At 66.9% G+C, this 22244-nt stretch carries 21 protein-coding genes and 1 other RNA gene; 13 read left to right on the forward strand and 9 right to left on the reverse strand.

The genetic code is table 11. From position 1 onward, the window contains the following. Positions 1-331 precede the first annotated feature (331 nt). A complete protein-coding gene (locus tag C1927_RS08975) occupies positions 332-1057 on the reverse strand; it encodes an SDR family oxidoreductase (RefSeq protein ID WP_108746488.1) in 726 nt (241 codons plus the stop codon). Positions 1058-1174: 117 nt separating this feature from the next. Here C1927_RS08975 and C1927_RS08980 point away from each other — a divergent pair, with 117 nt between their 5' ends. Then, a complete protein-coding gene (locus tag C1927_RS08980; RefSeq protein ID WP_108746489.1) occupies positions 1175-2059 on the forward strand; it encodes a LysR family transcriptional regulator in 885 nt (294 codons plus the stop codon). A 41-nt stretch (positions 2060-2100) separates the two neighbouring features. Here C1927_RS08980 and C1927_RS08985 read toward each other — a convergent pair whose 3' ends face one another. Further along, positions 2101-3129, reverse strand: coding sequence for a LysR family transcriptional regulator (locus C1927_RS08985; RefSeq protein WP_108746490.1), 1029 nt, complete (start codon positions 3127-3129; stop codon positions 2101-2103). 146 nt (positions 3130-3275) lie between these two features. Here C1927_RS08985 and C1927_RS08990 point away from each other — a divergent pair, with 146 nt between their 5' ends. From C1927_RS08990 to C1927_RS09015, 6 genes are all read left to right on the forward strand, one after another. Then, positions 3276-3503 carry a hypothetical protein gene (locus C1927_RS08990; RefSeq protein WP_108746491.1) on the forward strand — a complete coding sequence of 76 codons (228 nt, stop codon included), beginning with the start codon at positions 3276-3278 and terminating at the stop codon, positions 3501-3503. Next, positions 3500-4270 (forward strand): SDR family NAD(P)-dependent oxidoreductase, encoded by a 771-nt coding sequence (locus C1927_RS08995; RefSeq protein ID WP_108746492.1) that lies wholly within the window; start codon positions 3500-3502, stop codon positions 4268-4270. The genes C1927_RS08990 and C1927_RS08995 overlap by 4 nt, the downstream gene beginning before the upstream one ends. 91 nt (positions 4271-4361) lie before the next feature. Next, positions 4362-5585 carry an efflux RND transporter periplasmic adaptor subunit gene (locus C1927_RS09000; protein WP_174208682.1) on the forward strand — a complete coding sequence of 408 codons (1224 nt, stop codon included), beginning with the start codon at positions 4362-4364 and terminating at the stop codon, positions 5583-5585. 127 nt (positions 5586-5712) lie between these two features. Next, entirely contained in the window at positions 5713-8883 is a 3171-nt protein-coding gene (locus C1927_RS09005) for a multidrug efflux RND transporter permease subunit (protein ID WP_108746493.1), read from the forward strand. 63 nt (positions 8884-8946) lie between these two features. Beyond that, a complete protein-coding gene (locus C1927_RS09010) occupies positions 8947-9684 on the forward strand; it encodes an SDR family oxidoreductase (protein WP_108746494.1) in 738 nt (245 codons plus the stop codon). Further along, on the forward strand, positions 9678-11099 hold the full coding sequence (locus C1927_RS09015; protein WP_108746495.1) for an efflux transporter outer membrane subunit: 1422 nt from the start codon (positions 9678-9680) through the stop codon (positions 11097-11099). Before C1927_RS09010 ends, C1927_RS09015 begins: the two co-directional genes overlap by 7 nt. Before the next feature lie 67 nt (positions 11100-11166). On the opposite strand, the gene C1927_RS09020 is transcribed toward C1927_RS09015, so the two are convergent. Further along, positions 11167-12024 carry an endonuclease/exonuclease/phosphatase family protein gene (locus tag C1927_RS09020; RefSeq protein WP_108746496.1) on the reverse strand — a complete coding sequence of 286 codons (858 nt, stop codon included), beginning with the start codon at positions 12022-12024 and terminating at the stop codon, positions 11167-11169. Between the two features lie 205 nt (positions 12025-12229). Here C1927_RS09020 and C1927_RS09025 point away from each other — a divergent pair, with 205 nt between their 5' ends. Next, entirely contained in the window at positions 12230-14338 is a 2109-nt protein-coding gene (locus tag C1927_RS09025) for a TonB-dependent receptor (RefSeq protein WP_254051562.1), read from the forward strand. Positions 14339-14460: 122 nt separating this feature from the next. On the opposite strand, the gene C1927_RS09030 is transcribed toward C1927_RS09025, so the two are convergent. Continuing rightward, positions 14461-14667: a hypothetical protein gene (locus C1927_RS09030; protein WP_159095335.1), complete on the reverse strand. Its 207-nt coding sequence runs from the start codon at positions 14665-14667 to the stop codon at positions 14461-14463. Positions 14668-14733: 66 nt separating this feature from the next. Then, entirely contained in the window at positions 14734-16749 is a 2016-nt protein-coding gene (locus tag C1927_RS09035) for an alpha/beta fold hydrolase (protein ID WP_108746498.1), read from the reverse strand. Between the two features lie 121 nt (positions 16750-16870). On the opposite strand from C1927_RS09035, the gene C1927_RS09040 reads away from it, so the two are divergent. Further along, on the forward strand, positions 16871-17326 hold the full coding sequence (locus C1927_RS09040) for an isoprenylcysteine carboxylmethyltransferase family protein (RefSeq protein WP_108747808.1): 456 nt from the start codon (positions 16871-16873) through the stop codon (positions 17324-17326). 80 nt (positions 17327-17406) lie between these two features. Here C1927_RS09040 and ssrA read toward each other — a convergent pair. Beyond that, positions 17407-17799, reverse strand: a transfer-messenger RNA (tmRNA) gene (gene ssrA / locus C1927_RS09045). 220 nt (positions 17800-18019) lie between these two features. On the opposite strand from ssrA, the gene C1927_RS09050 reads away from it, so the two are divergent. After that, entirely contained in the window at positions 18020-18592 is a 573-nt protein-coding gene (locus C1927_RS09050) for a hypothetical protein (RefSeq protein WP_108746499.1), read from the forward strand. A gap of 112 nt (positions 18593-18704) precedes the next feature. Here C1927_RS09050 and smpB read toward each other — a convergent pair whose 3' ends face one another. Next, the gene (gene smpB / locus C1927_RS09055; RefSeq protein ID WP_079221548.1) at positions 18705-19208 is read right to left on the reverse strand and encodes an SsrA-binding protein SmpB; all 504 of its coding nucleotides are present in this window, start codon (positions 19206-19208) and stop codon (positions 18705-18707) included. Positions 19209-19265: 57 nt separating this feature from the next. Between smpB and C1927_RS09060 the strand changes: the two genes are divergently transcribed. Then, entirely contained in the window at positions 19266-19691 is a 426-nt protein-coding gene (locus C1927_RS09060; RefSeq protein ID WP_079221549.1) for a type II toxin-antitoxin system RatA family toxin, read from the forward strand. A gap of 3 nt (positions 19692-19694) precedes the next feature. After that, on the forward strand, positions 19695-19952 hold the full coding sequence (locus C1927_RS09065; RefSeq protein WP_079221550.1) for an RnfH family protein: 258 nt from the start codon (positions 19695-19697) through the stop codon (positions 19950-19952). Between the two features lie 35 nt (positions 19953-19987). Here the strand turns inward: C1927_RS09065 and bamE are convergent, their stop codons facing one another. Further along, the gene (bamE, locus tag C1927_RS09070; RefSeq protein WP_079221551.1) at positions 19988-20377 is read right to left on the reverse strand and encodes an outer membrane protein assembly factor BamE; all 390 of its coding nucleotides are present in this window, start codon (positions 20375-20377) and stop codon (positions 19988-19990) included. 103 nt (positions 20378-20480) lie between these two features. Here bamE and fur point away from each other — a divergent pair, with 103 nt between their 5' ends. After that, a complete protein-coding gene (gene fur / locus C1927_RS09075; RefSeq protein ID WP_005409235.1) occupies positions 20481-20888 on the forward strand; it encodes a ferric iron uptake transcriptional regulator in 408 nt (135 codons plus the stop codon). Positions 20889-20948: 60 nt separating this feature from the next. Here fur and C1927_RS09080 read toward each other — a convergent pair whose 3' ends face one another. Then, positions 20949-22199 carry an SGNH/GDSL hydrolase family protein gene (locus C1927_RS09080; RefSeq protein WP_108746500.1) on the reverse strand — a complete coding sequence of 417 codons (1251 nt, stop codon included), beginning with the start codon at positions 22197-22199 and terminating at the stop codon, positions 20949-20951. Between the last annotated feature and the right edge of the window lie 45 nt (positions 22200-22244).

Below are 22244 nucleotides of genomic sequence, written 5' to 3' on the forward strand. Positions count from 1 at the left end.
GGTGCCGAGCGTTGCTCGGCACGCCATGGAACTCTCAGTCGCATCGATGCTCGAGGGCTCCTGCTGCCGGTAGGTGCCGAGCGTTGCTCGGCACGCTCGACGGCGCCGGCTCGGGCTCTGGTAGGTGCCGACCTTGGTCGGCGCGCTCTGGGCTTTGTAGAGTCGAGCCATGCTCGACTCCGTAAAAGGCAGTCGAGCAAGCTCGACTCTACAAAAGGCAGTCGAGCAAGCTCGACTCTACAAAAGGCAGTCGAGCAAGCTCGACTCTACAAAAGGCAGTCGAGCAAGCTCGACTCTACAAAAAGCAGTCGAGCAAGCTCGACTCTACACATCACCCCGCCGCCGTCGGCCGCACCACGATCTCGTTCACGTCCACGTCGCCCGGCTGCTCGATCGCGAACCGCACTGCGCGGCCGATCGCATCAGGCTGCAGCGCGATGGCGCGGTACTGCACCATCGCCTCCGCGGCGACCGGGTCGGTAATGGTGTCCGCCAGCTCGCTTTCGACCACGCCCGGGTGGATGCAGGTCACCCGCAGGTCGCGATGCTCCTGGCGCAGGCCCTCGGAGATCGCGCGCACGGCGTACTTGGTCGCGCAGTACACCGCTGCCGTCGGCACCACCGACAGCGCACCGATCGAGGCGATGTTGATGATCTGGCCCTGGCCACGCGCCTGCATGTGCGGCAGCACGGCGGCGATGCCGTACAGCACGCCGCGGATGTTGACGTCGATCATCCGGTCCCACTCGTCCACCTTCAGCGAGGCCATCGGCGAGAGCGGCATGACGCCGGCGTTGTTGACGATCACGTCGATACTGCCGAACTCCGCCAGCGCCATCGCAGCGAACGCTTCGACCTGCGCGCGCTGGGTCACGTCCAGTGCCTGCACCCGCACCTGCGCGCCTTGTCCGCGCAGTTCGTCGGCGAGTGCCTGCAGCCGGTCGAGGCGGCGTGCGCCGAGCACGAGGCGCGCGCCAGGCTGGGCCAGTGCGCGGGCGATGCCGGCACCGATGCCACTGGATGCGCCGGTGATGAGGATGGTTCGGGAAAGGCTCATGGCAGGACTCCTGGACGGGGAAAGGGTCGGTCTGGACCCGGTGTCGCCACGGTAGATCCCCCACGTTGTCGCGATAAGATGCCGATTGCCGATCAGCATGTTAAGGACTGCTAACCAATGTCCGTGGATCTCAATGCCCTTGCCGTGTTCCAGCGGGTGGCCGAATGCCGCAGCTTCACCGGCGCCGCCGAGCAGCTGGGCGTGACCCGGTCTGCGGTCAGCCAGACGATCAGCAAGCTGGAACAGGGGCTGGGCATCGCCCTGGTTTTGCGCACCACGCGCAGCGTCAACCTGACCGATGCAGGGCAGGCGCTGCTGTCCTCGGTGCGGCCGGCGCTGGCAGAGCTGGATACCGCGCTGGAGGCGACCCAGCGTCGCCAGGCTGCCGTATCCGGGCAACTGCGGCTCGCGGTGTCCTCCATCGCAGAAGCCTTTCTGGCCGGGCCAATGCTGGCCAGCTTCGCGGCGCGGCACCCGGCGCTGCAGCTGGACATCACGGTGAGCGACGAAGAATTCGACATCGTCGGTGCGGGGTTCGATGCCGGTGTGCGCCTGGGCGAAGTCATCGCCCAGGACATGGTGGCGGTACCGGTATCGGCACGGCAGCGGCAGCTGGTGGTGTGCGCGCCGGCATACCGCGATCAGCATGCGCTGCCCACGCATCCGCGCGAGCTGGCCGATCATCGCTGCATCGGGTGGCGCAGTGCGCCGGGCAAGGCGCCGTATCGCTGGGAATTCGAAGAGCGCGGACGGGAGTTCAGCGTCGATGTGCAGCCGGAAATCACCAGCAACGACATGGGCGTGATGGCGCGCCTGGCGGTGGCCGGCGCGGGCATCGCCATCGGCATGGAAGAGACCTGGCGGCCGTGGCTGCAGCGCGGCGAACTGGTGCCGCTGCTGGAGCCGTACTGCCCGCGTTTCGCGGGCTTTTTCCTGTATTACCCGAGCCGCCGCCAAGCCGAACCAAAGCTGCGCGCGCTGGTCGAGCACGTATTGGGTTGATGGGCGGTGACGTGCCGGCCGGCGGCCGGCACTACCGTCGATCATGCCGCAGCAGTGACCTTCTCGAGGATGCGCTTGCCGCTGTTTTCCAGCGCGGCATCTTCCTTTTCCTGCTGCTGCCGTGCCAGCTTCGCCGCCGGGCACTGCGCCAGCATGTAGTTGGCGTCGAAGTTGAGCTTCTCCACCAGAAAATCGACGAAGGCACGCACCTTCGGCGAGACCAGGCGGCCGCCGGCAAACACCGCGTTGAAGTCCACTTCCGGCCCGGTCCAGCCGGCCAGAACGCGGCGCACCATGCCCGATTCGACGAACGGCTTGGCCATCACGTCGCCGGTCAGCAGCAGGCCTTCGCCGCACACCAGCGCGCCGTTCAACGCCGACATGTCGTTGGCGGTCATCAGTGGCGTCACCGGGAAATCGCGCAGCTCGCCACCGTTCTCGCCCAGCTGCCAGGTGAAGCGCGGCGAGTTGCCGGTGTGGTACGGCTTGCGCATGGCCAGGATGCGGTGGAACTGCAGTTCCTCCGGGTGCAGCGGCTCGCCGTAGCGTTCGATGTAGGCCGGGCTGGCAAACACCTGCGTGCGCAGGCTGCCCAGCTTGCGCGCAACCAGGTTGGAATCGGGCAGGGCACCCACGCGCAGGGCAAGATCGGCCTCGCCTGCAATCAGGTCCAGTTTCTCGTTGCCCAGGTGCATGTCCAGGCGGATTTCCGGGTACTGCGCGTGGAACTGGCCCAGCAGCGGCGCGATCCAGGTAATGCCGATGGAGTAGGGCACGGTGAAACGCAGCCAGCCACGCGGGCCCGACTGCAGCTGGCTCACCGCGCTCTCGGCTTCTTCCAGTTCGCGCGCGATGCGCTGGCAGTGCTCGTGATAGATCGAACCGGCTTCGGTCAGGCCGAGGCGGCGCGTGGTCCGGTGCAGCAGGCGCGCGCCCAGGCGCGTTTCCAGCTCCTGCACTTTGCGGCTGACCGTGGTCTTGGGCAGGCCGAGCGATTTGGCAGCGGCAATGAAGCTGCCTTGCTCGACCACCTTGACGAAGATCAGCGTCTCGTTGAGATCGTGGGACATGGTCGGGATCCTGGACGGCGGGGATGGGACAATCGTGACAGATCGATTGGACCGGGGACGGGATGATTATTCCCCTTAATCCGGACTAATCAAGTAAAGGTTTGAGGTCTATCGTGGCGCCATTCGTGAAATGGAGCTCGTCCCCCATGAGCCTGCGCAACATTCTTGCCCACTTCCGGCGTGCCGGCCAGAACGCTCTGGACCTGGCAATGACCGTCGAAGCCCGCCCCAGTTCCTTGGTACACAAGGATTTCCGGGAGTTTACCGCGCCCATGCGTAACCAGCGCGGCAGCTCGATCCGCCTGTCCGCCCAGCAGGGCGATCGACTGCGTCGAATTGGGACTATCCCGGATTTGGGAGGAAATGTCCCGTGAATGGGATTCTGACGCCCGAAGTCCTGGTTCTCGGCGGCACCGGTGCCGTCGGCCAGGGCGTGGTCGGCGCCCTGCTGGAGGCCGGCAGTCCGGTCCTGGTGGTGGGGCGCGACCCGGGCCGACTGGCGGCACTGCACGAGCAGTTCGCCGATGAGCCGGGCCTGCAGACGATGCTGGGCTCGCTCAGTGACGACGGCTCGGCGAAGGTGCTGGCCGAACGCGTGGCGCAGCGTCCGCGCCCGCTGGCCGCGGTGGTCGCAGCGATGGGCGGACCGTACAACCGCGGCCGCGTCATCGACCGCAGCGGCGATGCGCTGCTCGGTGCGATGCAGGCCGACCTGATGCCGCACGCCCATGCGGTGCGCCACCTGCTGCCACTGCTGCAGGACAACCCGCATGCCCGCCGCTACGTGATGATCGGCAGCCCCGCCGGTGCCAAGCCCTGGGCGGGCTACGGTGAAACCTCCATCACCACCGCTGCGCTGCGCATGTACGCGCAGGTGGTGCATCAGGAAGCGCAGGCACTGGGCGTGCGTGCGCAGATGCTGGAAGTGTGCAGCCCGGTCTGCACGCCGGCCAATGCGGCCAATGCCTGCATCGAGTGGCCGAGCTCGCTGCTGGTCGGCCGCCGCGCGGTGTCCCTGCTGGACGGATGCCGCGACAACCGCGCCATCGTCCGCTGCGACAACAGCGATGCGGAACTGCCGCGCGGCCTGTTGAACCTCGACCTGCCACCGCTGTGGCGCGACACCGCAGGCGTTGCTTGACCTCAACCATCGTTGAGGTCGCAGGCTACGCCGCCGATTTACCGATCTTCGATTTCTACGCTGTACCACCCCTTCCGTACGGATGCATGCCATGACTTCCCCCAACACCACCTCACACCGTTTCAGCCATCGCCTGGCGATGGCCGGCGTGTCGATCCTCGCAGCCGCGGTGCTGGCCGCCTGCAGTGGCGGCCATGCCGAAGAGGCCGGCGCACCGCCGCCGCCGCAGGTCAGTGCCGCCCCGGTGCTGGTCAAGCCGATCAGCCAGTGGGACGAGTTCAGCGGCCGCGTCGAGGCCGTGCAGAGCGTCGAGCTGCGCCCGCGCGTGTCCGGCTACATCGACAAGGTCAATTACGTTGAAGGCGAGGAAGTGAAGAAGGGCGCTGTCCTGTTCACCATCGACGCCCGCAGCTACCAGGCCGAGTACGATCGCGCCGCCGCCGAACTGGCCCGTGCCCGCACCCAGGCCAGCCTGGCCCGCAGTGAATCCGAGCGCGCCAAGCGCCTGTCCGAGCAGCAGGCCATCTCCACCGAGACCGCCGAGCAGCGTCGCGCTGCAGCTGACCAGTCCGGTGCGGCGGTGCAGGCTGCGCAGGCAGCATTGGATGCCGCGCGCCTCAACCTGGAATTCACCAAGGTGCGCGCGCCCATCGACGGCCGTGCTGGCCGCGCGATGGTCACCGCCGGCAACCTGGTCACCGCCGGCGACAGCGCCAGCGTGCTGACCACGCTGGTCTCGCTGGATACGGTGTTCGTGTACTTCGATGCCGACGAAAGCACCTTCCTGCGCTACGCCCAGATGGCCCGCAAGGGCGAACGCCCGAGCGAGCGTGACAGCGAGCTGCCGGTGAAGGTCGGCCTGTCCGGTGAAGAAGGTTACCCGCACACCGGCAAGGTCGATTTCCTCGACAACCAGGTGGCCCGCAGCACCGGCACCATCCGCGTCCGCGCGCTGCTGGACAACGCCGACCGCCAGTTCACCCCGGGCCTGTTCGCCCGCGTGCAGCTGCTGGGCAGCGGCCAGTTCCAGGCCATGCTGATCGACGACAAGGCCGTGCTGACCGACCAGGACCGCAAGTACGTGTACGTGGTCGACAAGGATGGCAAGGCCCAGCGCCGCGACATCCAGCTCGGCCGCACCGCCGAAGGCCTGCGCATCGTCCAGAGCGGCCTGGCCGCCGGTGACAAGGTCATCATCGACGGCGTGCAGAAGGTCTTCATGCCGGGCATGCCGGTGCAGGCCAAGGCGGTGGCGATGCAGCCCTCGCCGGCGCCCGCACCGGGCCGCGATGCCACCGCCGCCCTGAACCACTGATCCGCCGTCTCCTGATCCAAGTTTCCGCTTAGCTGTCGGCGCCAGCGACAGCCTTCCCTGCCTTCGTCATTTTGACGAGGGGCAGGGCGGCTGTTGCCCGTCGGCGGCATTTCCCAGGAATTCCTCCATGGACTTTTCCCGTTTCTTCATCGACAGGCCGATCTTCGCGGCGGTGCTGTCGATCGTGATCTTCGCCGCTGGCCTGATCTCGATCCCGTTGCTGCCGATCGGCGAGTACCCCGAAGTGGTGCCGCCCTCGGTGGTCGTGCGCACGGTCTACCCGGGCGCCAACCCCAAGGTCATCGCTGAAACCGTGGCCACCCCGCTGGAAGAGGCGATCAACGGCGTCGAGGGCATGATGTACCTCAAGTCGGTGGCCGGCTCCGATGGCGTGCTGCAGATGACCGTCACCTTCCGCCCGGGCACCGACCCGGATGCCGCAGCGGTGAAGGTGCAGAACCGCGTGGCGCAGGCGCAGGCACGCCTGCCCGAGGACGTGCGCCGGCAGGGTGTGACCACCCAGAAGCAGTCGCCGACGTTCCTGATGGTGGTGCACCTGACCTCGCCCAATGGCAAGTACGACACCCTGTACCTGCGCAACTACGCCCGCCTGCACGTCAAGGACGCGCTGGCCCGTATCCCGGGCGTGGGTGATGCACAGATCTTCGGTGGCGGTGACTACGCCATGCGCGCCTGGCTGGACCCGGACAAGGTGGCCTCGCGTGGCCTGACCGCCAGCGACGTGGTGCGCGCCATGCGCGAGCAGAACGTGCAGGTTTCGGCGGGCCAGCTCGGTGCCGAGCCGCTGCCCAACAGCCAGTTCCTGACCCTGATCAATGCCCAGGGCCGGTTGAAGAGCGAAAAGGAGTTCGGCGACATCGTGCTCAAGAGCGGCACCGATGGCGAGATCGTGCGCCTGTCCGATGTGGCCCGCGTGGAACTGGGTGCCGGCGACTACACCCTGCGTTCGCAGCTGGATGGCAAGAACGCGGTCGGCATCGGCGTCTTCCAGTCGCCGGGTGCCAATGCGCTTGAGATCCGTGATGCGGTCATCGGCACCATGGACGAGATGCAGAAGACCATGCCTGCCGACGTGAAGTACGAAGCGGTGTATGACACCACCATCTTCGTGCGCGATTCGATCAAGGCCGTGGTGTCCACCCTGCTCGAAGCCATCGCCCTGGTGGTGCTGGTGGTGATCCTGTTCCTGCAGACCTGGCGTGCCTCGATCATTCCGCTGATCGCCGTGCCGGTGTCGGTCGTGGGTACCTTTGCCGCGCTGTACCTGCTGGGCTTCTCGATCAACACGCTGAGCCTGTTCGGCCTGGTGCTGGCGATCGGCATCGTGGTCGACGACGCGATCGTGGTCGTGGAAAACGTTGAACGCAACATCGAGGAAGGCCTCACCCCGCTGGCAGCGGCCCACCAGGCCATGCGCGAAGTGTCCGGCCCGATCATCGCGATCGCGCTGGTGCTGTGCGCCGTGTTCGTCCCGATGGCCTTCCTGTCCGGCGTCACCGGCCAGTTCTACAAGCAGTTCGCCGTCACCATCGCCATCTCCACGGTGATCTCGGCCATCAACTCGCTGACCCTGTCGCCGGCCCTGGCCGCGCGCCTGCTGAAGCCGCATGACGCCGCCAAGGATGCGCCGACGCGCATCATCGACCGCCTGTTCGGCTGGGTGTTCCGCCCGTTCAACCGCTTCTTCAAGTCCAGCTCGGAGAAGTACGAGCGTGGCGTGTCGAAGATCCTCGGCCGTCGCGGTGCAGTGTTCGTGGTCTACGCGATCCTGCTGGTCGGTACCGGCGTGATCTTCAAGCTGGTGCCGCCGGGCTTCATCCCGACCCAGGACAAGCTGTACCTGATCGCCGGCGTGAAGCTGCCGGAAGGTTCGTCGATCGCGCGTACCGATGAAATGCTGCGCAAGGTCGCCAAGATCGCCCAGGAAACCGATGGCGTCGCCCACACCATTTCGTTCCCGGGCCTCAACGCGCTGCAGTTCACCAATACGCCCAACACCGGCGTGGCGTTCATTCCGCTCAAGCCGTTCAACGAGCGCCATGGCCGTACCGCCGCGCAGATCAACGCGGAGATCAACCAGAAGATCGCCGGCCTGCAGGAAGGCTTTGCTTTCGCCCTGATGCCGCCGCCGATCCTCGGCCTGGGTAACGGCAACGGCTACCAGATGTTCATCGAGGACCGTGGCAACCTGGGTTACGGCGTGCTGCAGAATGCCGTGCAGTCGATGCAGGGTGCCGTTGCGCAGACCCCGGGCATGGCCTTCCCGATTTCCAGCTACCAGGCCAACGTGCCGCAGCTGGATGCGGAAGTGGATCGCGTGAAAGCCAAGGCCCAGGGCGTGCAGCTCACCGAGCTGTTCGACACCCTGCAGACCTACCTCGGTTCGGCCTACGTCAACGACTTCAACCAGTTCGGTCGTACCTGGCAGGTGATCGCCCAGGCCGACGGCCCGTTCCGCGAGAGCGTCGAGGACATCGGCAAGCTGCGTACCCGCAATGATCGCGGCGAGATGGTGCCGATCGGTTCGATGGTCACCATCAAGCAGACCTTCGGCCCGGACCCGGTGCTGCGCTTCAACGGTTACCCGGCGGCCGATCTGGCCGGTGAAGCCGATCCGCGCCTGCTGTCCTCGGCCGAAGCGATGAACAAGCTGACCGAGATCGCCGACAAGGTGCTGCCGGTGGGCATGACCACCGAATGGACTGACCTGAGCTACCAGCAGGCCACCCAGGGCAAGGCCGCCTTCATCGTCTTCCCGGTGGCGATCATGCTGGCCTTCCTTGTGCTGGCAGCGCTGTACGAAAGCTGGTCGCTGCCGCTGGCGGTGATCCTGATCGTGCCGATGACCCTGCTGTCGGCCCTGTTCGGTGTGTGGATGACCGGCGGCGACAACAACGTGTTCGTGCAGGTCGGCCTGGTGGTGCTGATGGGCCTGGCGTGCAAGAACGCGATCCTGATCGTCGAATTTGCCAGAGAGCTGGAGATGGGTGGCAAGGGCATCGTTGAATCGGCCCTGGAAGCCTGCCGCCTGCGCCTGCGCCCGATCGTGATGACCTCCATCGCGTTCATCGCCGGCACCGTGCCGCTGGTCCTGTCCCATGGTGCAGGCGCCGAAGTGCGCTCTGTCACCGGCATCACGGTGTTTGCCGGCATGCTGGGCGTGACCCTGTTCGGCCTGTTCCTGACCCCGGTGTTCTACGTGGCCCTGCGCAAGTTCGTCACCCGCAACGGCGGTGGCCAGCTGGTGCAGCACGGCGAGCCCACCATTCACCACTGACATGCACCCCGCGGTCGCGGGCATTGGCTGGCGACCGCTTCCCCCAAACCAAGGCGTGAATCCATGAACACCCATCAGAACAAGATTGCACTGGTCACCGGCGCCACCCGTGGCATCGGCCTGGAAACCGTGCGCCAGCTGGCCCAGGCCGGCGTGCACACGCTGCTGGCCGGCCGCAAGCGCGAGACCGCGGTGGAGCAGGCACTGCTGCTGCAGGGCGAAGGCCTGTCGGTGGAAGCCATCCAGCTGGACGTGACCGATGCTGCCAGCATCGCCGAAGCGGTCGAGCAGGTGCGCCAGCGCCACGGCCGCCTGGACATCCTGGTCAACAACGCCGGCATCATGATCGAGAACCCGGCGCAGGCGCCGTCCGAGCAGTCGCTGGAGACCTGGCACCGCACCTTCGACACCAACGTCTACGCGCTGGTTGCGGTCACCCAGGCGTTCCTGCCGCTGGTCAAGCAGGCCAAGTCCGGCCGCATCGTCAACGTGTCCAGCATGCTCGGCTCGCAGACCCTGCATGCCGATCCGAACTCGGGCATCTACGATTTCAAGGTCCCCGCGTACAACGCGTCCAAGGCGGCCGTGAACAGCTGGACCCTGGCCCTGGCGTACGAGCTGCGCAACACCCCGATCAAGGTCAACACCGTGCATCCGGGCTACGTGAAGACCGACATGAACGGTGGCAACGGCGAGATCGAGATCAGCGAAGGTGCGCGTTCCAGCGTGGAAATGGCGCTGATCGGCGAGGCCGGTGCCAGCGGCAGCTTCACCTACCTGGGTGGGGTGCTGCCATGGTGATCCGCACGTTGGCGATGGCCATCTCCAGCCTGGTGCTGGCAGGGTGTGTCAGCGTCGGCCCCAACTACAAGGCCCCGGCGCAGGAGCCGGTGGTCCTGCAGGGCGCACAGCAGGCGGTGTTCAGCACCGCCTCGCCGGTGGCCAGCTGGTGGGCGCAGTTCGATGATCCGGTGCTGGAAGAACTGGTGCACGGCGCACTGTCAGAGAACCTGGACCTGCGCGTGGCTGTGGCCCGCGTCAGCCAGGCCCGTGCGGTGTTCGTCGAAAGCCGCTTCGACCAGGCCCCACATGTCACCGCTGGCGGCAGCTACGATCGCCGCAAGCAACCTGATCCGCAGCTGGGTGGGCAGCGGGTGTTCAGTGAAAGCTACCAGCTCGGCTTCGACGCCGGCTGGGAGCTGGATCTGTTCGGCCGCAAGCGCCGCGCTGCTGAAGCCGCTCGCGCCGATCTCGGCGCCGAACAGGCCAACCTGGCCGATGCCCAGGTGCTGGTCGCCGCCGAAGTGGCGCGCAATTACTTCGAGCTGCGCGGCACGCAGAAGCGCATCGCGGTGGCCCAGCACACGCTGGAAAACCTGCGCGATACGCAGAAGCTGACCGAGGCGCGCTGGGAACTGGGCGCCGGCAGCGAGCTGGATGTGCAGAGCAGCCGCGCCCGCCTGAAGGCGATCGAGGCCGACATCCCGCTGCTGGAAGTGTCCGAGGCACAGTCGCGCAACCGCCTGGCGGTGCTGCTGGGCCAGCGTCCGGAAGTGCTGACCGCGATGCTGGCGCCGCAGGACGTGCCGGCGTTCGCCAAGGCGTTGCCGCTGGGTGACACCCGCGAACTGCTGCGCCAACGCGCCGACGTGCGCGTGGCCGAACGTCGCTTGGCCGCTGCCACCGCGCGCGTGGGCGTGGCCACGGCCGATCTGTTCCCGCGGCTGTCGCTGTCCGGTTTCGTCGGCTTCCTCGGCGGCGATGCCAGCGGCCTGGTCAACGGCAACAACAAGGCCTGGTCGCTGACGCCCTCGCTGAGCTGGGCCGCGTTCGACTTCGGCACCGTGCGTGCACGCCTGCGTGCCAGCAAGGCCGAGGCCGAAGGCGTGGCCGCGCAGTACGAGCAGGCAGTGCTGCTGGCGCTGGAAGACACCGAGAACGCGCTGACCCGCTACTCCAAGCAGCAGGCGCGGCTGGCCATCGTGGTCGAGCAGGCGCAGGCGGCACGGCGTGCCGAGTCGCTGGCGCAGATCCGCTTCCGCGAAGGCTCGGAGGACTTCCTGACCCTGCTGGATGCGCAGCGCACGCAGCTGGCCGCCGACGATGCACTGGCCGCGGCCGAGGCGGAGGTCAACGTCAGCGTGGTGGGTGTCTACAAGGCCCTGGGCGGCTGGGGGCAGTCGCCGCAGGCGCCGAGCGTGGCGCAGGCGCAGTAACCGCGGGACTGCAACAACGACGAGGGGACGGATGCGCAGGCATCCGTCCCCTCGTTGTTTGCGGCCGTCAGCGCTTCGGCCAGTCCAGCTCAACCACCAGCGGGAAGTGGTCCGACGGCAGCACGCCGCCGATGCGGCGGTCATCGGTGGTGAAGCTGCGGGCATGGAAGCCGCGCACCAGCACCCAGTCCAGCTGCACGGTGGCCTTGCCGGTGAAATCGTGGAAGGTTTCGCGCGGGCCCTTCGGCGCCTTCACCTGCGTACGGGTGTCCTGCAGCACGCGGGTGAAGGCCTTGTAGGTTTCGCTGCCCGGCTCGGTGTTGAAATCACCGGTCAGCACCACCGGCAGGTCGGCGGGCAGCGTATCCAGGCGCTTGGCGATCAGCTCGGCACCCTTGATCCGGCGCGGCTCGTCCTCGTCGCGGTAGGGCAGGTGGGTGTCCATGAAGTAGAAGCGGCGGCCATCATCGAGGCGGCGGAACAGCGCCCAGGTGACCATGCGCGGGTACAGGTTGCCCCAGGTGATGCTGCCGGGCACGTCCGGGGTATCGGACAGCCAGAAGTTGCCGGACTCCTCGATCGCCAGCACCTTGCTGTCGTAGAACACGCCCATGTGCTCATCGCCCTCGCCACCGCGGCGGCCTTCGCCGAACCAGCGGTAGCCGGGCAGGTGGGCGGCCAGGTAGGTGGCCTGTTCCTGCACCAGTTCCTGGGTGCCGACCACGGCCGGGTGCGCATCGAGGATGACCTTGACCATCACATCGCGACGGTCGTCCCAGCGCTTGCCCGGTTCGGTATCGGCGGGGGTGCGCACGTTGAAGGACATCACCTTCAGCGGGGTGGGCGGTTGGGCTGCCCAGGTAGCGGCAGGCAGAGCAAGGGCCAGCAGCGCGCACAGTGCGGGCCGGCGAAGACGCGACAACATCGTGGAATCCCTCCATTCCATGAAAACGGTTTCACGGAGCATGCCACGGAACGCAGGGCAGGGGGTATGCCGGGATGGGTGGCTGGCGCGGAGCGGGCCGCCGCTGGTCCGCGGCACGATTTGACGCATCCGGACACGTCGGGAAAGATACGCCCCTGTTCCGGGCCAGCCATATCGCCACGCCCTCCCCCCAAGAGGAGTTCACGTGCTGAGATATTCGCGGCTGACGGTCGCCATTTCGTTGCTGGTCTGCGCCCACGCCCACGCCGAGCAGGCCCCGCCCGCGCCGCAGACGCTGGACAAGGTCATCGTGACGGCCTCGCGTACCGGCCAGGATGCAGCCACCGCGCCGCAGACGGTGGTGATCATCGGCAAGGAGCAGATCGAGCAGCAGCTGCGCCTCAGCAGCAATTCGTCCGATGTGCTGTCCAGCCTGCTGCCGTCGTACACGCCCAGCCGCGGCAAGATGAATGGCAGTGGCGAGACCCTGCGCGGGCGCACGCCGCTGATCCTGGTCGATGGCATCCCGCAGTCGAACCCGCTGCGCCCCACCGGCCGCGAGGCGCATACGATCGACTACGCGCTGGTCGAGCGCATCGAGGTGATCCAGGGCGCCAACGCCATGAACGGCCTGGGCGCTACCGGCGGCACCATCAACCTCATCACCCGGCGTCCGGAGCCGGGCGCGGTCAACCAGCACTTCGGCGTGCAGACGACGCTGCCGACCTCTGAAGTGCGCGGTGAAACCACGGGCTACCGCGCCGATTACCGCATCAGCGGCAGCAAGGGAAAGTGGGATTACCTCGTCGGCGCCGGCTATGAAGACCAGGGCCTGTGGGTGGATGGCGAGGGCACGCCGATCGGCGTGGACGTCACCCAGGGCGACCTGATGTCCACCCGTGCCTACGACCTGCACGCCAAGCTGGGCTACTGGATCGACGACAACCAGGAGCTGCAGTTCAGCAGCAACCGCTACCGCATCAAGTCCAAGGCCGAGTATGTACCGGTGGCCGGCAACCGCGATCTGGGCGTTGCCACCACATCGGTGCGCGGCACACCGCCGGGTACGCCGGCCTGGAACGATGCCTGGACCACCGGCCTCAGCTACACCCATCACGACCTGGCCGGCATGGAGCTGAAGGCGATGGTGTTCAACCAGGAGTTCGAAGGCTTGTTCGGCGCGGACAACTCGTCCACCTTCCAGGACCCGCGCATCGCGCCGGTCGGGACGTTGTACGACCAGTCGCGCTCGACCGCTTCCAAGTGGGGCAGCAAGACCAGCCTGGGCCGCGATGACCTGCTCGGTGGCGACCTGAAGATCACCGCCGGCGTGGACACGCTGCGCGACAGCGGCAAGCAGGACCTGTACGGCACCGGCCGCACCTACGTGCCCGATTCGCGCTACAGCAGCGTGGCGGGCTTCGTGCAGGCCGACTACAAACTGCTGCCGCAGCTGACCGTGCAGGGTGGCTGGCGCCGCGAAGAGGCCGACCTGCGCATCGACAGCTACACCACGCTGTACCGCTACAACCGCGTGGCGGTGCAGGGCGGCAAGCTGAAGTTCCAGCAGAACCTGCGCAACATCGGCCTGGTGTACGCGCCGACCGAGCGCTTCAACACCTTCGCCAGCTATTCCGAAGGCTTCGGCATGCCCGACGTCGGCCGCGTGCTGCGCTCGATCAACACGCCGGGCACCAACGTGGAATCGCTGCGCTCGTTGCAGCCGCTGCTGACCCGCAACAGCGAGATCGGCGTGCGCTACCGCTCGCCGTCGTGGGAAGCCGAGGCCAGTGCATTCCAGTCACGCTCGGAGTACGGCACGCGCGTGATCGCGGTCGACGGTGCGTTCCAGCTCGCCCGCGAAAAGACCGCCATCGAGGGCCTCGATGCGAGCGTGCGCTATCGGTTGAATGATGCCCACCGGCTGGGGCTGTCCTATGCCTGGACCCGCGGGCGCTACGACAGCAATGCCGACGGCCGGCTCGATGCGCGGCTGGATGGCCTGAACATCGCACCGAACCGCGTCATCGCGACCTGGTCGGCGCAGTGGACGCCGGAGCTGTCGACCTTCCTGCAGGGGCAGTACGCCTTCAGCCGCAACTTCGACGAGGCCGCCAAGGAATTCAGCGGCTACGCGCTGTTCGACGTTGGCGTTGACTACCGGCTTGCCAAGGGCAAGGTGAACCTGGGCATCGCCAACCTGCTCGACCGCCAGTACATCACCTACTACTCGCAGAGCGCGCTGATCGAACCGGCGCGGTACTTCGCCGGGCGTGGGCGGACGGTGACGCTGGGTTACAGCCTGGATTTCTGAGGCGGGGCGTGCGGGCAGGAGGCCATCGTCGGCCGTGAACCCGTCAGGGGAACACCTTGCGATGCACACCGATCCGAAAAAACCGTTGGCGGCATTCAATCGCCAACGGTCTTTGCGCGGAATCAGTTCGGCGGCTGGCAGCCGGTCGAATTCTTCAGGCACCGGGACAGTGCGCCGTAGCAAAGGATCTGGTTGCTTTCCTTCATGCAACGTTCGTAGGCGCGGTAGCACTCATCGCACGGCGTCTCCGCGGCCACGCTGGTCAGGCTCACGCCAAATGCCAGGGCGAGGGTACAGATAGCAACAGACAGCTTGAACATCCTCTTCATGCCATATCTCCGTTGTCTGCCCGGTTGGGCCCGACCGACGGTAGCGCGACCTGTCGCGTGGTTCAATCAAGGGTGCTTGCCGGTCGCATCATGCGCCTGCATGTCCTCGTGCAGGATGCGGCGCAGCTCGACAATCGCCGGCGTGGCTTCCTGCACGCTGTGCCCGGACACGATCACCTTTTCCGATACCGCATTGGGCAGGTGCGAGCTCCAGTAGGGCACCAGCCCGTCGTTGGTTTTTTCCAGCGGCCCGTCGGCGCTGGCGCGCGCGATGATGGAGTGGTAGCGCACCCGCGGTGACATTGGCAGATCGGCCACCGCCTTCACGAACGGATCGTGCTTGTCGAGGTTCTGGATGCTGTTCATCTGGTAACCGTGCTTGCCATCGTCGCGGTCGATGTGGCCTTCCTTGGCGACGTTGGCGGCGTCTTCCAGCACTGTCAGCGGCAGCCGCACCAGGCGGCCGATCCAGCGGCCCAGGCGCGTGCCGGCCACGTCGGTGCCACGGTGCGGGGTGGCGATGAAGACCACCCGCGAGATCTCCGGTTCGGGCTGGAAGGTCAGCAGCGGCGGGCCCTTGGTGCGCAGCAGTTCGCGCTGTGCCGGGCTCAGTTGGGTCGTGGCCAGCAGCGTATCCACCAGGTGGTCGCCCGACGAAGACACCATCAGCCGCGAGATCACCCCGCCCATGCTGTGCCCGACCAGCACCATGTCATGCGAGGCCACGGCCTTGCCGCTGGGATCGTAGTGCTGCATCACGTCCTCGAGCGTGCGCCGGATCGCATCGTGGCTGAGCGCGATCGGCATGTTGGTCGGGTAGTAGAACTGCCAGACCTGGAAATCGCTGCGGATCTCGTCGTCGCGCATCAGCTCGTTGGCCACGTTCACCCAGGCCTCGGGGCTGCTGGCCAGGCCGTGGATCATCAACAGCACGCGGCGGTTGGGGTCGTAGGGCTGCATCATGAACAGATGCGGGCGGTCGATGCCGCCCTTGCCGCCGAACAGTGAGCGCAGCGATTGCCGGCTGAAGTTGGAACGGGCCAGCCAAAGCGCGTAGCCGGCGGTGAAGTTGGCAGCCAGCGGCACCTGCTCGCCATGCAGCTGCACCATCGAGATCTGGTAGGGGTCGTGGATCTCCAGCTCCGGCTCGTCGTCGTGCAGCATCTCCCACAGGTTGGCGCCGGAAAAACGCAGCAGCACGGTCATCGAGGGCGAGGGCATCTCACTCCAGCTGCGCTCAGGTGGCGCGGCGTCCTGGCCTGGGCGGTCGGCATGCGCTGCAGCGGCCAGGCCGGTCGTGGCCGGGTCGGCCATCACCGCCACCAGTTCGGCGCCGAAGCCATCGCGGCGATGCACGCTGCGCAGGGTGCCGGTAAAGGACATCGAGGCGGCCGCGACCAGCTCGATCGGCTCGCGCGTGTCCTGCGTGGTGCCTGCATCGGGCTGGGCCAGCACGAAGGTCCAGCGGCCCAGCCGCAAGCGGCCGCTGTCGTTGCCGACCTGATGGCTGGAATAGGCATCGAACAGCATCACCGCAGCTTCCTGCACGGCCAGGTTGTAGTAGTCGCGCACCTGGGTCTGGCGGTCTTCGAAGCCGCGCTGGTTGGCCGTGCGTTCGGTGAAGAACAGATACGCATAGGCCTGCCGCGCGACGTGCATCCACGCATCCAGCCGCGGCTGGAAGCCGGGATCGGCCACCAGCATCGCCGGCGTCGTGCCGCGCCGGGCCTTCGGCATGGGCATCGCCATCGCCTGCTGCAGCCACAGTTCGGCCAGCGCCGAGCGCTTGTCCTCCTCGCGCACCACGATGCTCGCTTCCATCGCCTCGATGCAGGGCAGGCCGGGCTTGGCGCAGGCGGTTTCGTCCAGGCCCGCCACCCGCAGCGTCTCGATGGTCGCCGCGCTGAGCTTGCCGCTGGTGAGGATGTCGCCGCGCTTGAGGGCGATGTACTGGCCCGGGGTGACCGTGGCCACCTGCACCGAGGGGCCGAACTGGCGCAGCGTGGCGCAGCCGCTCAGCAGGAGCAGCGCGATGAAGACGAGGGTCGTGTGGCGGATGACGCCGAAGCCCGTGGTTGCCATGCGATCCTCCGGCGCGGTGGCGCCACTCTAGCGGGCGGGGCGTCAAGGCGGAAGCACGTGGATAAACGCGCGCTGGGTGGACTGTGACACCATCGCTGGCAGTGCTTTTCAGGGAATGACGATGCACCTGCTGGAAACCCGGATTCCACCGCCGCTGGTGATGCTGCTGTGCGGGGCGATGGGGTATGCAGTAGCCCATGCCTGGCCGTGGCCGGCCCTGCCGGTTCCTGGCTGGGTTGCAGTGCTGGTGGGGCTGGCAGGGGTGGGGCTGAACCTGCTGCCCAAGCTTGCCTTCCGCCGCGCGCGGACCACCGTCAATCCACTGCGCCCGGCCGCTGCTACATCGCTGGTGACCGGCGGCATCTACCGCCACACGCGCAACCCGATGTACCTGGGGCAGGCGCTGGTGCTGCTGGGCGGAATGCTGTGGCTGGGCAGTGCTGCGGCGCTGCTGGTGGTGCCGCTGTTCGTCGGCTGGATCACGCGTTTCCAGATCCTGCCGGAGGAGCGGGTGCTGGCCGACCGGTTCGGCGCGGACTATGCCGCCTTCCGGCGCGAGGTGCGGCGCTGGCTGTAGGGCAGGGCGCAGGCAACAAAAAAGCCGGACCCCAATCGACGGGAGTGTCCGGCTTTTCGTACCCCGAAGGGCGGTACAGATGGTGGAGGTGGGCGGAATTGAACCGCCGTCCGAAGGCACTCCATCCCCAGCACTACATGCTTAGCTCACCGTTGAATCTCATCCCCGAGCAGCACGGTGTGCAAAGCGCACCCGGGAACCAGCCTGTTTTGTTCTAGTGCCGGACTGACAGGCAGCCGCCCAGCGCGATTCCATGATAATGACTCTACGCTGCGAGCATGGACACAAGCAGTTTCGAGGCTCCGCCTAAGTCGGCAGAAGGTCACGCACCGCAGTTTTTAGGCTGCGAGAGCGACCGGAGCGTAGTTGTCGTCGTTGGCAACTAGAGTTTTGCAGCTGGATTTACGAGGACAGCTACCCCCTCGGCATGCGCCAGGCGACTTCACAACCCCCGTCGAAACCAATGCACCCCCGGTTTCTTCAAGTTCTGCAAGGTACTAGGCCAAGTGCGTGTTGCCACGTGCCGGGCCTGCCCAACGGTTGCAATGCTACGGCAAAACAGCTGAACAGTCACCTTGGCAATCCGCAACAAGTTGTAGAGCCGTTGTCATAGCGGATTGCTAACTTCATTGGCACGATTTTGCGACACACTGGCGGCCAACATCCGAGCCAGGAACGACACGGAGACCCCGGGTGACTGACACCATCCAACAACGCAGCCTGCGACAGCTGGTCGGGCCGGTAGGCGCCGACTACCGCCGACGCGCGTTGCCGCCCGGCTGGGTATGGGCAGTACTGGCTGCGATCGTCACTGCGGCCTGCCTGACCGCGTTGCCGGCGACGGCGGCGGTGTTCCTGGTGGCCAGTGCGGTGGTGGTGTACTGGCCGCGTCGCGACCAGGCCCTGGTGCCGGGCTGGCGCATGCTGGCCCTGGCCGTGCTGGCGGTGATGGTGTGGGGCCCGGATGTCATCGCGCTGTGGTTCGAGCACGGTGCGGCGGTGGCCCTGCTGACCCTGGCCTCGTTGAGCATCCTGACCCATGTCCGCCGCAGCTGGGCGCTGTCGCAGCAGCTGCAGCACCGGGCCGATGCGCTGGATGACCAGCAGCTGCTGGCGCTGTTGCCGGATGATGCGGCCCAGCTGGCAAAGCAGTGGCGGGCCGGCGATGACCGGCATGCGCCAGAGCTGGCGGTGGTGATGCACCTGGCGGTGATGCACGCGGCCTTGGCGCCGCGGATGCGCGGGCAGGGCATGCTGGCCGGCTGACCGTCCGCCTCTCTGTAGAGCCGAGCCATGCTCGGCTGCCTTGAAAACCAAGCCGAGCATGGCTCGGCTCTACAAAAGGCAAGTCGAGCAAGCTCGACTCTACAGACAGCTCTTACGCGTCGCGGTTTCCGCGACGCATCACGCGCTGCTTCTCGATCGCCCAGTCGCGGTCCTTGGCGGCATCGCGCTTGTCGTGGGTCTGCTTGCCCTTGGCCAGCGCCACTTCGAGCTTGATCTTGTTCTTGCTCCAGTACATAGCCGTGGGCACGATCGTGTAGCCATCGCGCTCGACCTTGCCGACCAGCTTGTCGATCTCGTTCCGGTGCAGCAGCAGCTTGCGCTCGCGCCGGTCGTTGGCCACCACGTGGGTGGAGGCCTGGATCAACGGGGTGATCTGCGCGCCGATCAGGAAGATCTCGCCCTGCTTCACGTAGGCGTAGGCGTCGATGATGTTGCCGCGCCCGGCGCGGATCGACTTCACCTCCCAGCCCTGCAGGGCCAGGCCTGCCTCGAAGCGCTCCTCGATGTGGTACTCGTGGCGGGCACGCTTGTTCAACGCAATGGTTTTGTTGGCCGTCGCGTTCTTTGCTTTATCCTTGCCGCTGTTCTTGCTCATTTCCGTATTGTCTCCGATTCGGGCCCGCCCGGTCGATTGCCGAAACGCGCCGTCTTTATGCCTACTATCCGCCGCAGCGCCCTGGTCGAACACTCGGCCGCGCGCATGTTCGACCTGGTCAACGACGTCCAGGCCTATCCGCGCCGCTTCCGCTGGTGCTCGGATGCCCGCGTCCTGGAACAGGGCGAGGACCGCCTGGTCGCCCGCCTGGATCTGGGCCTGGGTTCGTTCAGCACCTGGTTCCAGACCGAAAACACCCTGCAGCGCCCGCACAGCATTGATATGCAGCTGCGCGACGGCCCGTTCAAGCAGCTGCACGGTCGCTGGGAATTCCATGCCCTGGCCGAGGATGCCTGCAAGGTCACCCTGACCCTGGAGTTTGAGCCGAAATCCCGCCTGCTTGCGCCGGCGCTGGCGATCGGTTTCCAGGGCCTGGCCGACCGCATGGTCAACGACTTCGTCCGCGTTGCCGACGAGGGCTGAGCGATGATCGAGGTCGAGGTGGTACTGGCCTGGCCGCAACAGGTGCAGTCACGCCGGTTGCAGCTGCCGGAAGGTGCGACCGTGGCCGAAGCCGTTGCCGCAGCCGCCCTCGACGGCAGTGCCGGGTGTCCGGCCGCCGCCGTGCATGGCGTGCTGGCACGCCCGCAGCAGGCGTTGCTGGACGGTGATCGGGTGGAACTGCTGCGGCCGCTGCAGGCCGATCCCAAGGAAAACCGCCGGCGTCGCGCGCGCGGCGATTGACTCCGGGGTCCCGCCCCGAAGGGCGGGCGGTGGGCTCAGCGACCCTTCTTCTTGTCCTTGGCCAGGTTGCGGCCGAACTGGCGGACCGTCTGCTGGGCCAGGGCCTTGTCGTTGGCCGGGAAGTACTCGCCATCCCAACGGGTGACGGCGTCATTCTCGAAGTACACGGTGAAGTTCTTCACTTCGGTACGGCCGAGACGGTTCACGCGCTGGCTGGAGGTGTAATCCCAGCGCTGGGCGTGGAAGGGGTCCGGCACGGACGGGGTGCCCAGCAGCGCATTCACCTGCTGCTTGCTCTGCCCGACCTGCAGCTTGGAGACGGCATCTTCCCGGATCAGGTTGCCCTGATAGATGGGTTGCTTGTAGATGATGCCGCACCCGGTGGTGGACAGGGCGACGGCGGCGACCAACAGAAGATTGCGCATCGGTACTGGCGGTTGGGGAAATCAAACCGATGATACACTCCCGGCGTGCCACCGCGACCCAATCCGAGGCAGCTGGCGCTAAATCGCCAATGAACGGAGACCTATGGAAACCCACGACCTGCGTAAAGTCGGCCTGAAGGTGACCCATCCGCGGATGCGGATCCTGGCGCTGCTCGAGCAGCGCAATGCCCAGCACCACATGACCGCCGAAGACATCTACCGCCAGCTGCTGGAGCACGGCGATGAAATCGGCCTGGCCACGGTGTACCGGGTGCTGACCCAGTTCGAGGCCGCCGGCCTGGTGCTGAAGCACAACTTCGAAGGCGGCCAGGCCGTCTACGAGCTGGACCGCGGCGGCCACCACGACCACATGGTCGATGTGGACAGCGGCAAGATCATCGAGTTCGAAAGCCACGAAATCGAGGAGCTGCAGCGCAAGATCGCCGCAGACCACGGCTACGAGCTGGAAGAGCATTCGCTGGTGCTGTACGTGCGCAAGAAGCGCAAGTAAGGCGCTGCAGCCAGCAGTGGATACACGAAGACCCCGGGCATGCCCGGGGTTTTTCGTTTGTCACGGCAGGTCCGAGCCATGCGTGGATGGCCCCATCAACACCTGCAGGTCCACCGCCTCGGCCATCGCCCGGTTGCCGGCATCGCCGGGGTGCAGGTGGTCGCCCGAGTCAAAGGCGGGGGCCATCCGCGACGGATCAGCGGGATCACGCAGGGCCGCATCGAGGTCGATCACGGCGTCGAACGGGCTGTCGCTGCGCAACCAATCGTTGAGCTGCCGGCGCAGCGTGTCCTTGTCCGCAGCGTAGTAGTCCTCCAGTGGCGTACCGGGGAGGGCGCCCGCGAAGGGCGGCAGGGTCGCGCCGAGGATCCGCAGGCCCCGGCCGTGGGCCTGCCGTGCCAGCGCCCGGTAGCCGGCCTGCAGCTGGCCCAGGGTGGGCCGGGCCTCGTCGCGGGCAAAGGCCGTGCCCGGCCAGCTGATGTCGTTGATGCCGAGCAGCACGATCACGCTGGCCACGCCGGGTTGGTCGAGCACGTCACGCGGGAAGCGGGTGAGGGCGGCTTCGCCCATGCCGTCGCGCAGCAGGCGGCCGCCGGAGATGCCGGCATTGGCCACGGCCACCCCGCGCGGAGCCAGGCGGGCGGCCAGATGGTCGGTCCAGCGCTGGTCCTGGTCCAGGCTGGCGGTCGCGCCATCGGTGATCGAATCGCCGATGACCACCACGCTGCGCGCGCTGGCTGGCGCCTCGACATCGATTCCGGTCAGCACCAGGCGCGCGGTGGTGGGTTCGGCCCCGTGCAGGGTGGTCGCTCGGCTCTGGTCACCGGGGGCGATCCAGCTGGTCTGCCGGCCGTCCCAGTGGAAGCTGTGCAGCGGCGTGGCTGCTGGCAGGTAGAGGCTGACCTGGACGGCCTGCAGGGCGCGGGTGGGCAAGGCCAATGGGTCGCTCAGGCGTTCCTGGCCGGGGGCGATCAGCACGCTGGGCTGGCCGTCGAACCGCAGGGCCAGGGGCGCGCTGCCGGCGGCGCTGGCCACGCTGGCCGCGCCTACCCGCAGCGGCTGCTGCCCATGGGCATTGCTCAGCCGCACCCGCAGCCGCGGTCCGCCCAGGCTGATGCGCGCAGTCTGGCGAAAGGTCTGGTCCTGCAGGGCGGGCGGGATCAGGGTCGGAAACAGGAAGTCCGCGCCCCAGACCGGTTGCGGGCTGGCCTGCCAGCTGGCCACCCAGTGGCTGGGGCTGGCTTGTTCAGCGCTGGCGGTGCCGGACAGGGCGATCAGGGCAGTGACGGCAAGATGGCGGAAGCGGTGCATCGGGCAATCCCGGCAGGAGGAAGCGCCATGGTGATTGCGGCCCCA

The organism is Stenotrophomonas sp. ZAC14D1_NAIMI4_1 (assembly GCF_003086775.1).
Lineage (GTDB): Bacteria > Pseudomonadota > Gammaproteobacteria > Xanthomonadales > Xanthomonadaceae > Stenotrophomonas.

Coding starts and splice junctions, on each gene's coding strand:
- C1927_RS09000 (WP_174208682.1), top strand. CDS start 4,362: ATGACTTCCCCCAACACCACCTCACACCGTTTCAGCCATCGCCTGGCG.
- C1927_RS09020 (WP_108746496.1), bottom strand. CDS start 12,024: ATGTTGTCGCGTCTTCGCCGGCCCGCACTGTGCGCGCTGCTGGCCCTT.
- C1927_RS09015 (WP_108746495.1), top strand. CDS start 9,678: ATGGTGATCCGCACGTTGGCGATGGCCATCTCCAGCCTGGTGCTGGCA.
- C1927_RS08980 (WP_108746489.1), top strand. CDS start 1,175: ATGTCCGTGGATCTCAATGCCCTTGCCGTGTTCCAGCGGGTGGCCGAA.
- C1927_RS08990 (WP_108746491.1), top strand. CDS start 3,276: ATGAGCCTGCGCAACATTCTTGCCCACTTCCGGCGTGCCGGCCAGAAC.
- C1927_RS08985 (WP_108746490.1), bottom strand. CDS start 3,129: ATGTCCCACGATCTCAACGAGACGCTGATCTTCGTCAAGGTGGTCGAG.
- C1927_RS09080 (WP_108746500.1), bottom strand. CDS start 22,199: ATGCACCGCTTCCGCCATCTTGCCGTCACTGCCCTGATCGCCCTGTCC.
- C1927_RS09005 (WP_108746493.1), top strand. CDS start 5,713: ATGGACTTTTCCCGTTTCTTCATCGACAGGCCGATCTTCGCGGCGGTG.
- fur (WP_005409235.1), top strand. CDS start 20,481: ATGGAAACCCACGACCTGCGTAAAGTCGGCCTGAAGGTGACCCATCCG.
- C1927_RS09030 (WP_159095335.1), bottom strand. CDS start 14,667: ATGAAGAGGATGTTCAAGCTGTCTGTTGCTATCTGTACCCTCGCCCTG.
- C1927_RS08975 (WP_108746488.1), bottom strand. CDS start 1,057: ATGAGCCTTTCCCGAACCATCCTCATCACCGGCGCATCCAGTGGCATC.
- C1927_RS09040 (WP_108747808.1), top strand. CDS start 16,871: ATGCACCTGCTGGAAACCCGGATTCCACCGCCGCTGGTGATGCTGCTG.
- C1927_RS09060 (WP_079221549.1), top strand. CDS start 19,266: ATGCCTACTATCCGCCGCAGCGCCCTGGTCGAACACTCGGCCGCGCGC.
- C1927_RS09035 (WP_108746498.1), bottom strand. CDS start 16,749: ATGGCAACCACGGGCTTCGGCGTCATCCGCCACACGACCCTCGTCTTC.
- bamE (WP_079221551.1), bottom strand. CDS start 20,377: ATGCGCAATCTTCTGTTGGTCGCCGCCGTCGCCCTGTCCACCACCGGG.
- C1927_RS09010 (WP_108746494.1), top strand. CDS start 8,947: ATGAACACCCATCAGAACAAGATTGCACTGGTCACCGGCGCCACCCGT.
- smpB (WP_079221548.1), bottom strand. CDS start 19,208: ATGAGCAAGAACAGCGGCAAGGATAAAGCAAAGAACGCGACGGCCAAC.
- C1927_RS09065 (WP_079221550.1), top strand. CDS start 19,695: ATGATCGAGGTCGAGGTGGTACTGGCCTGGCCGCAACAGGTGCAGTCA.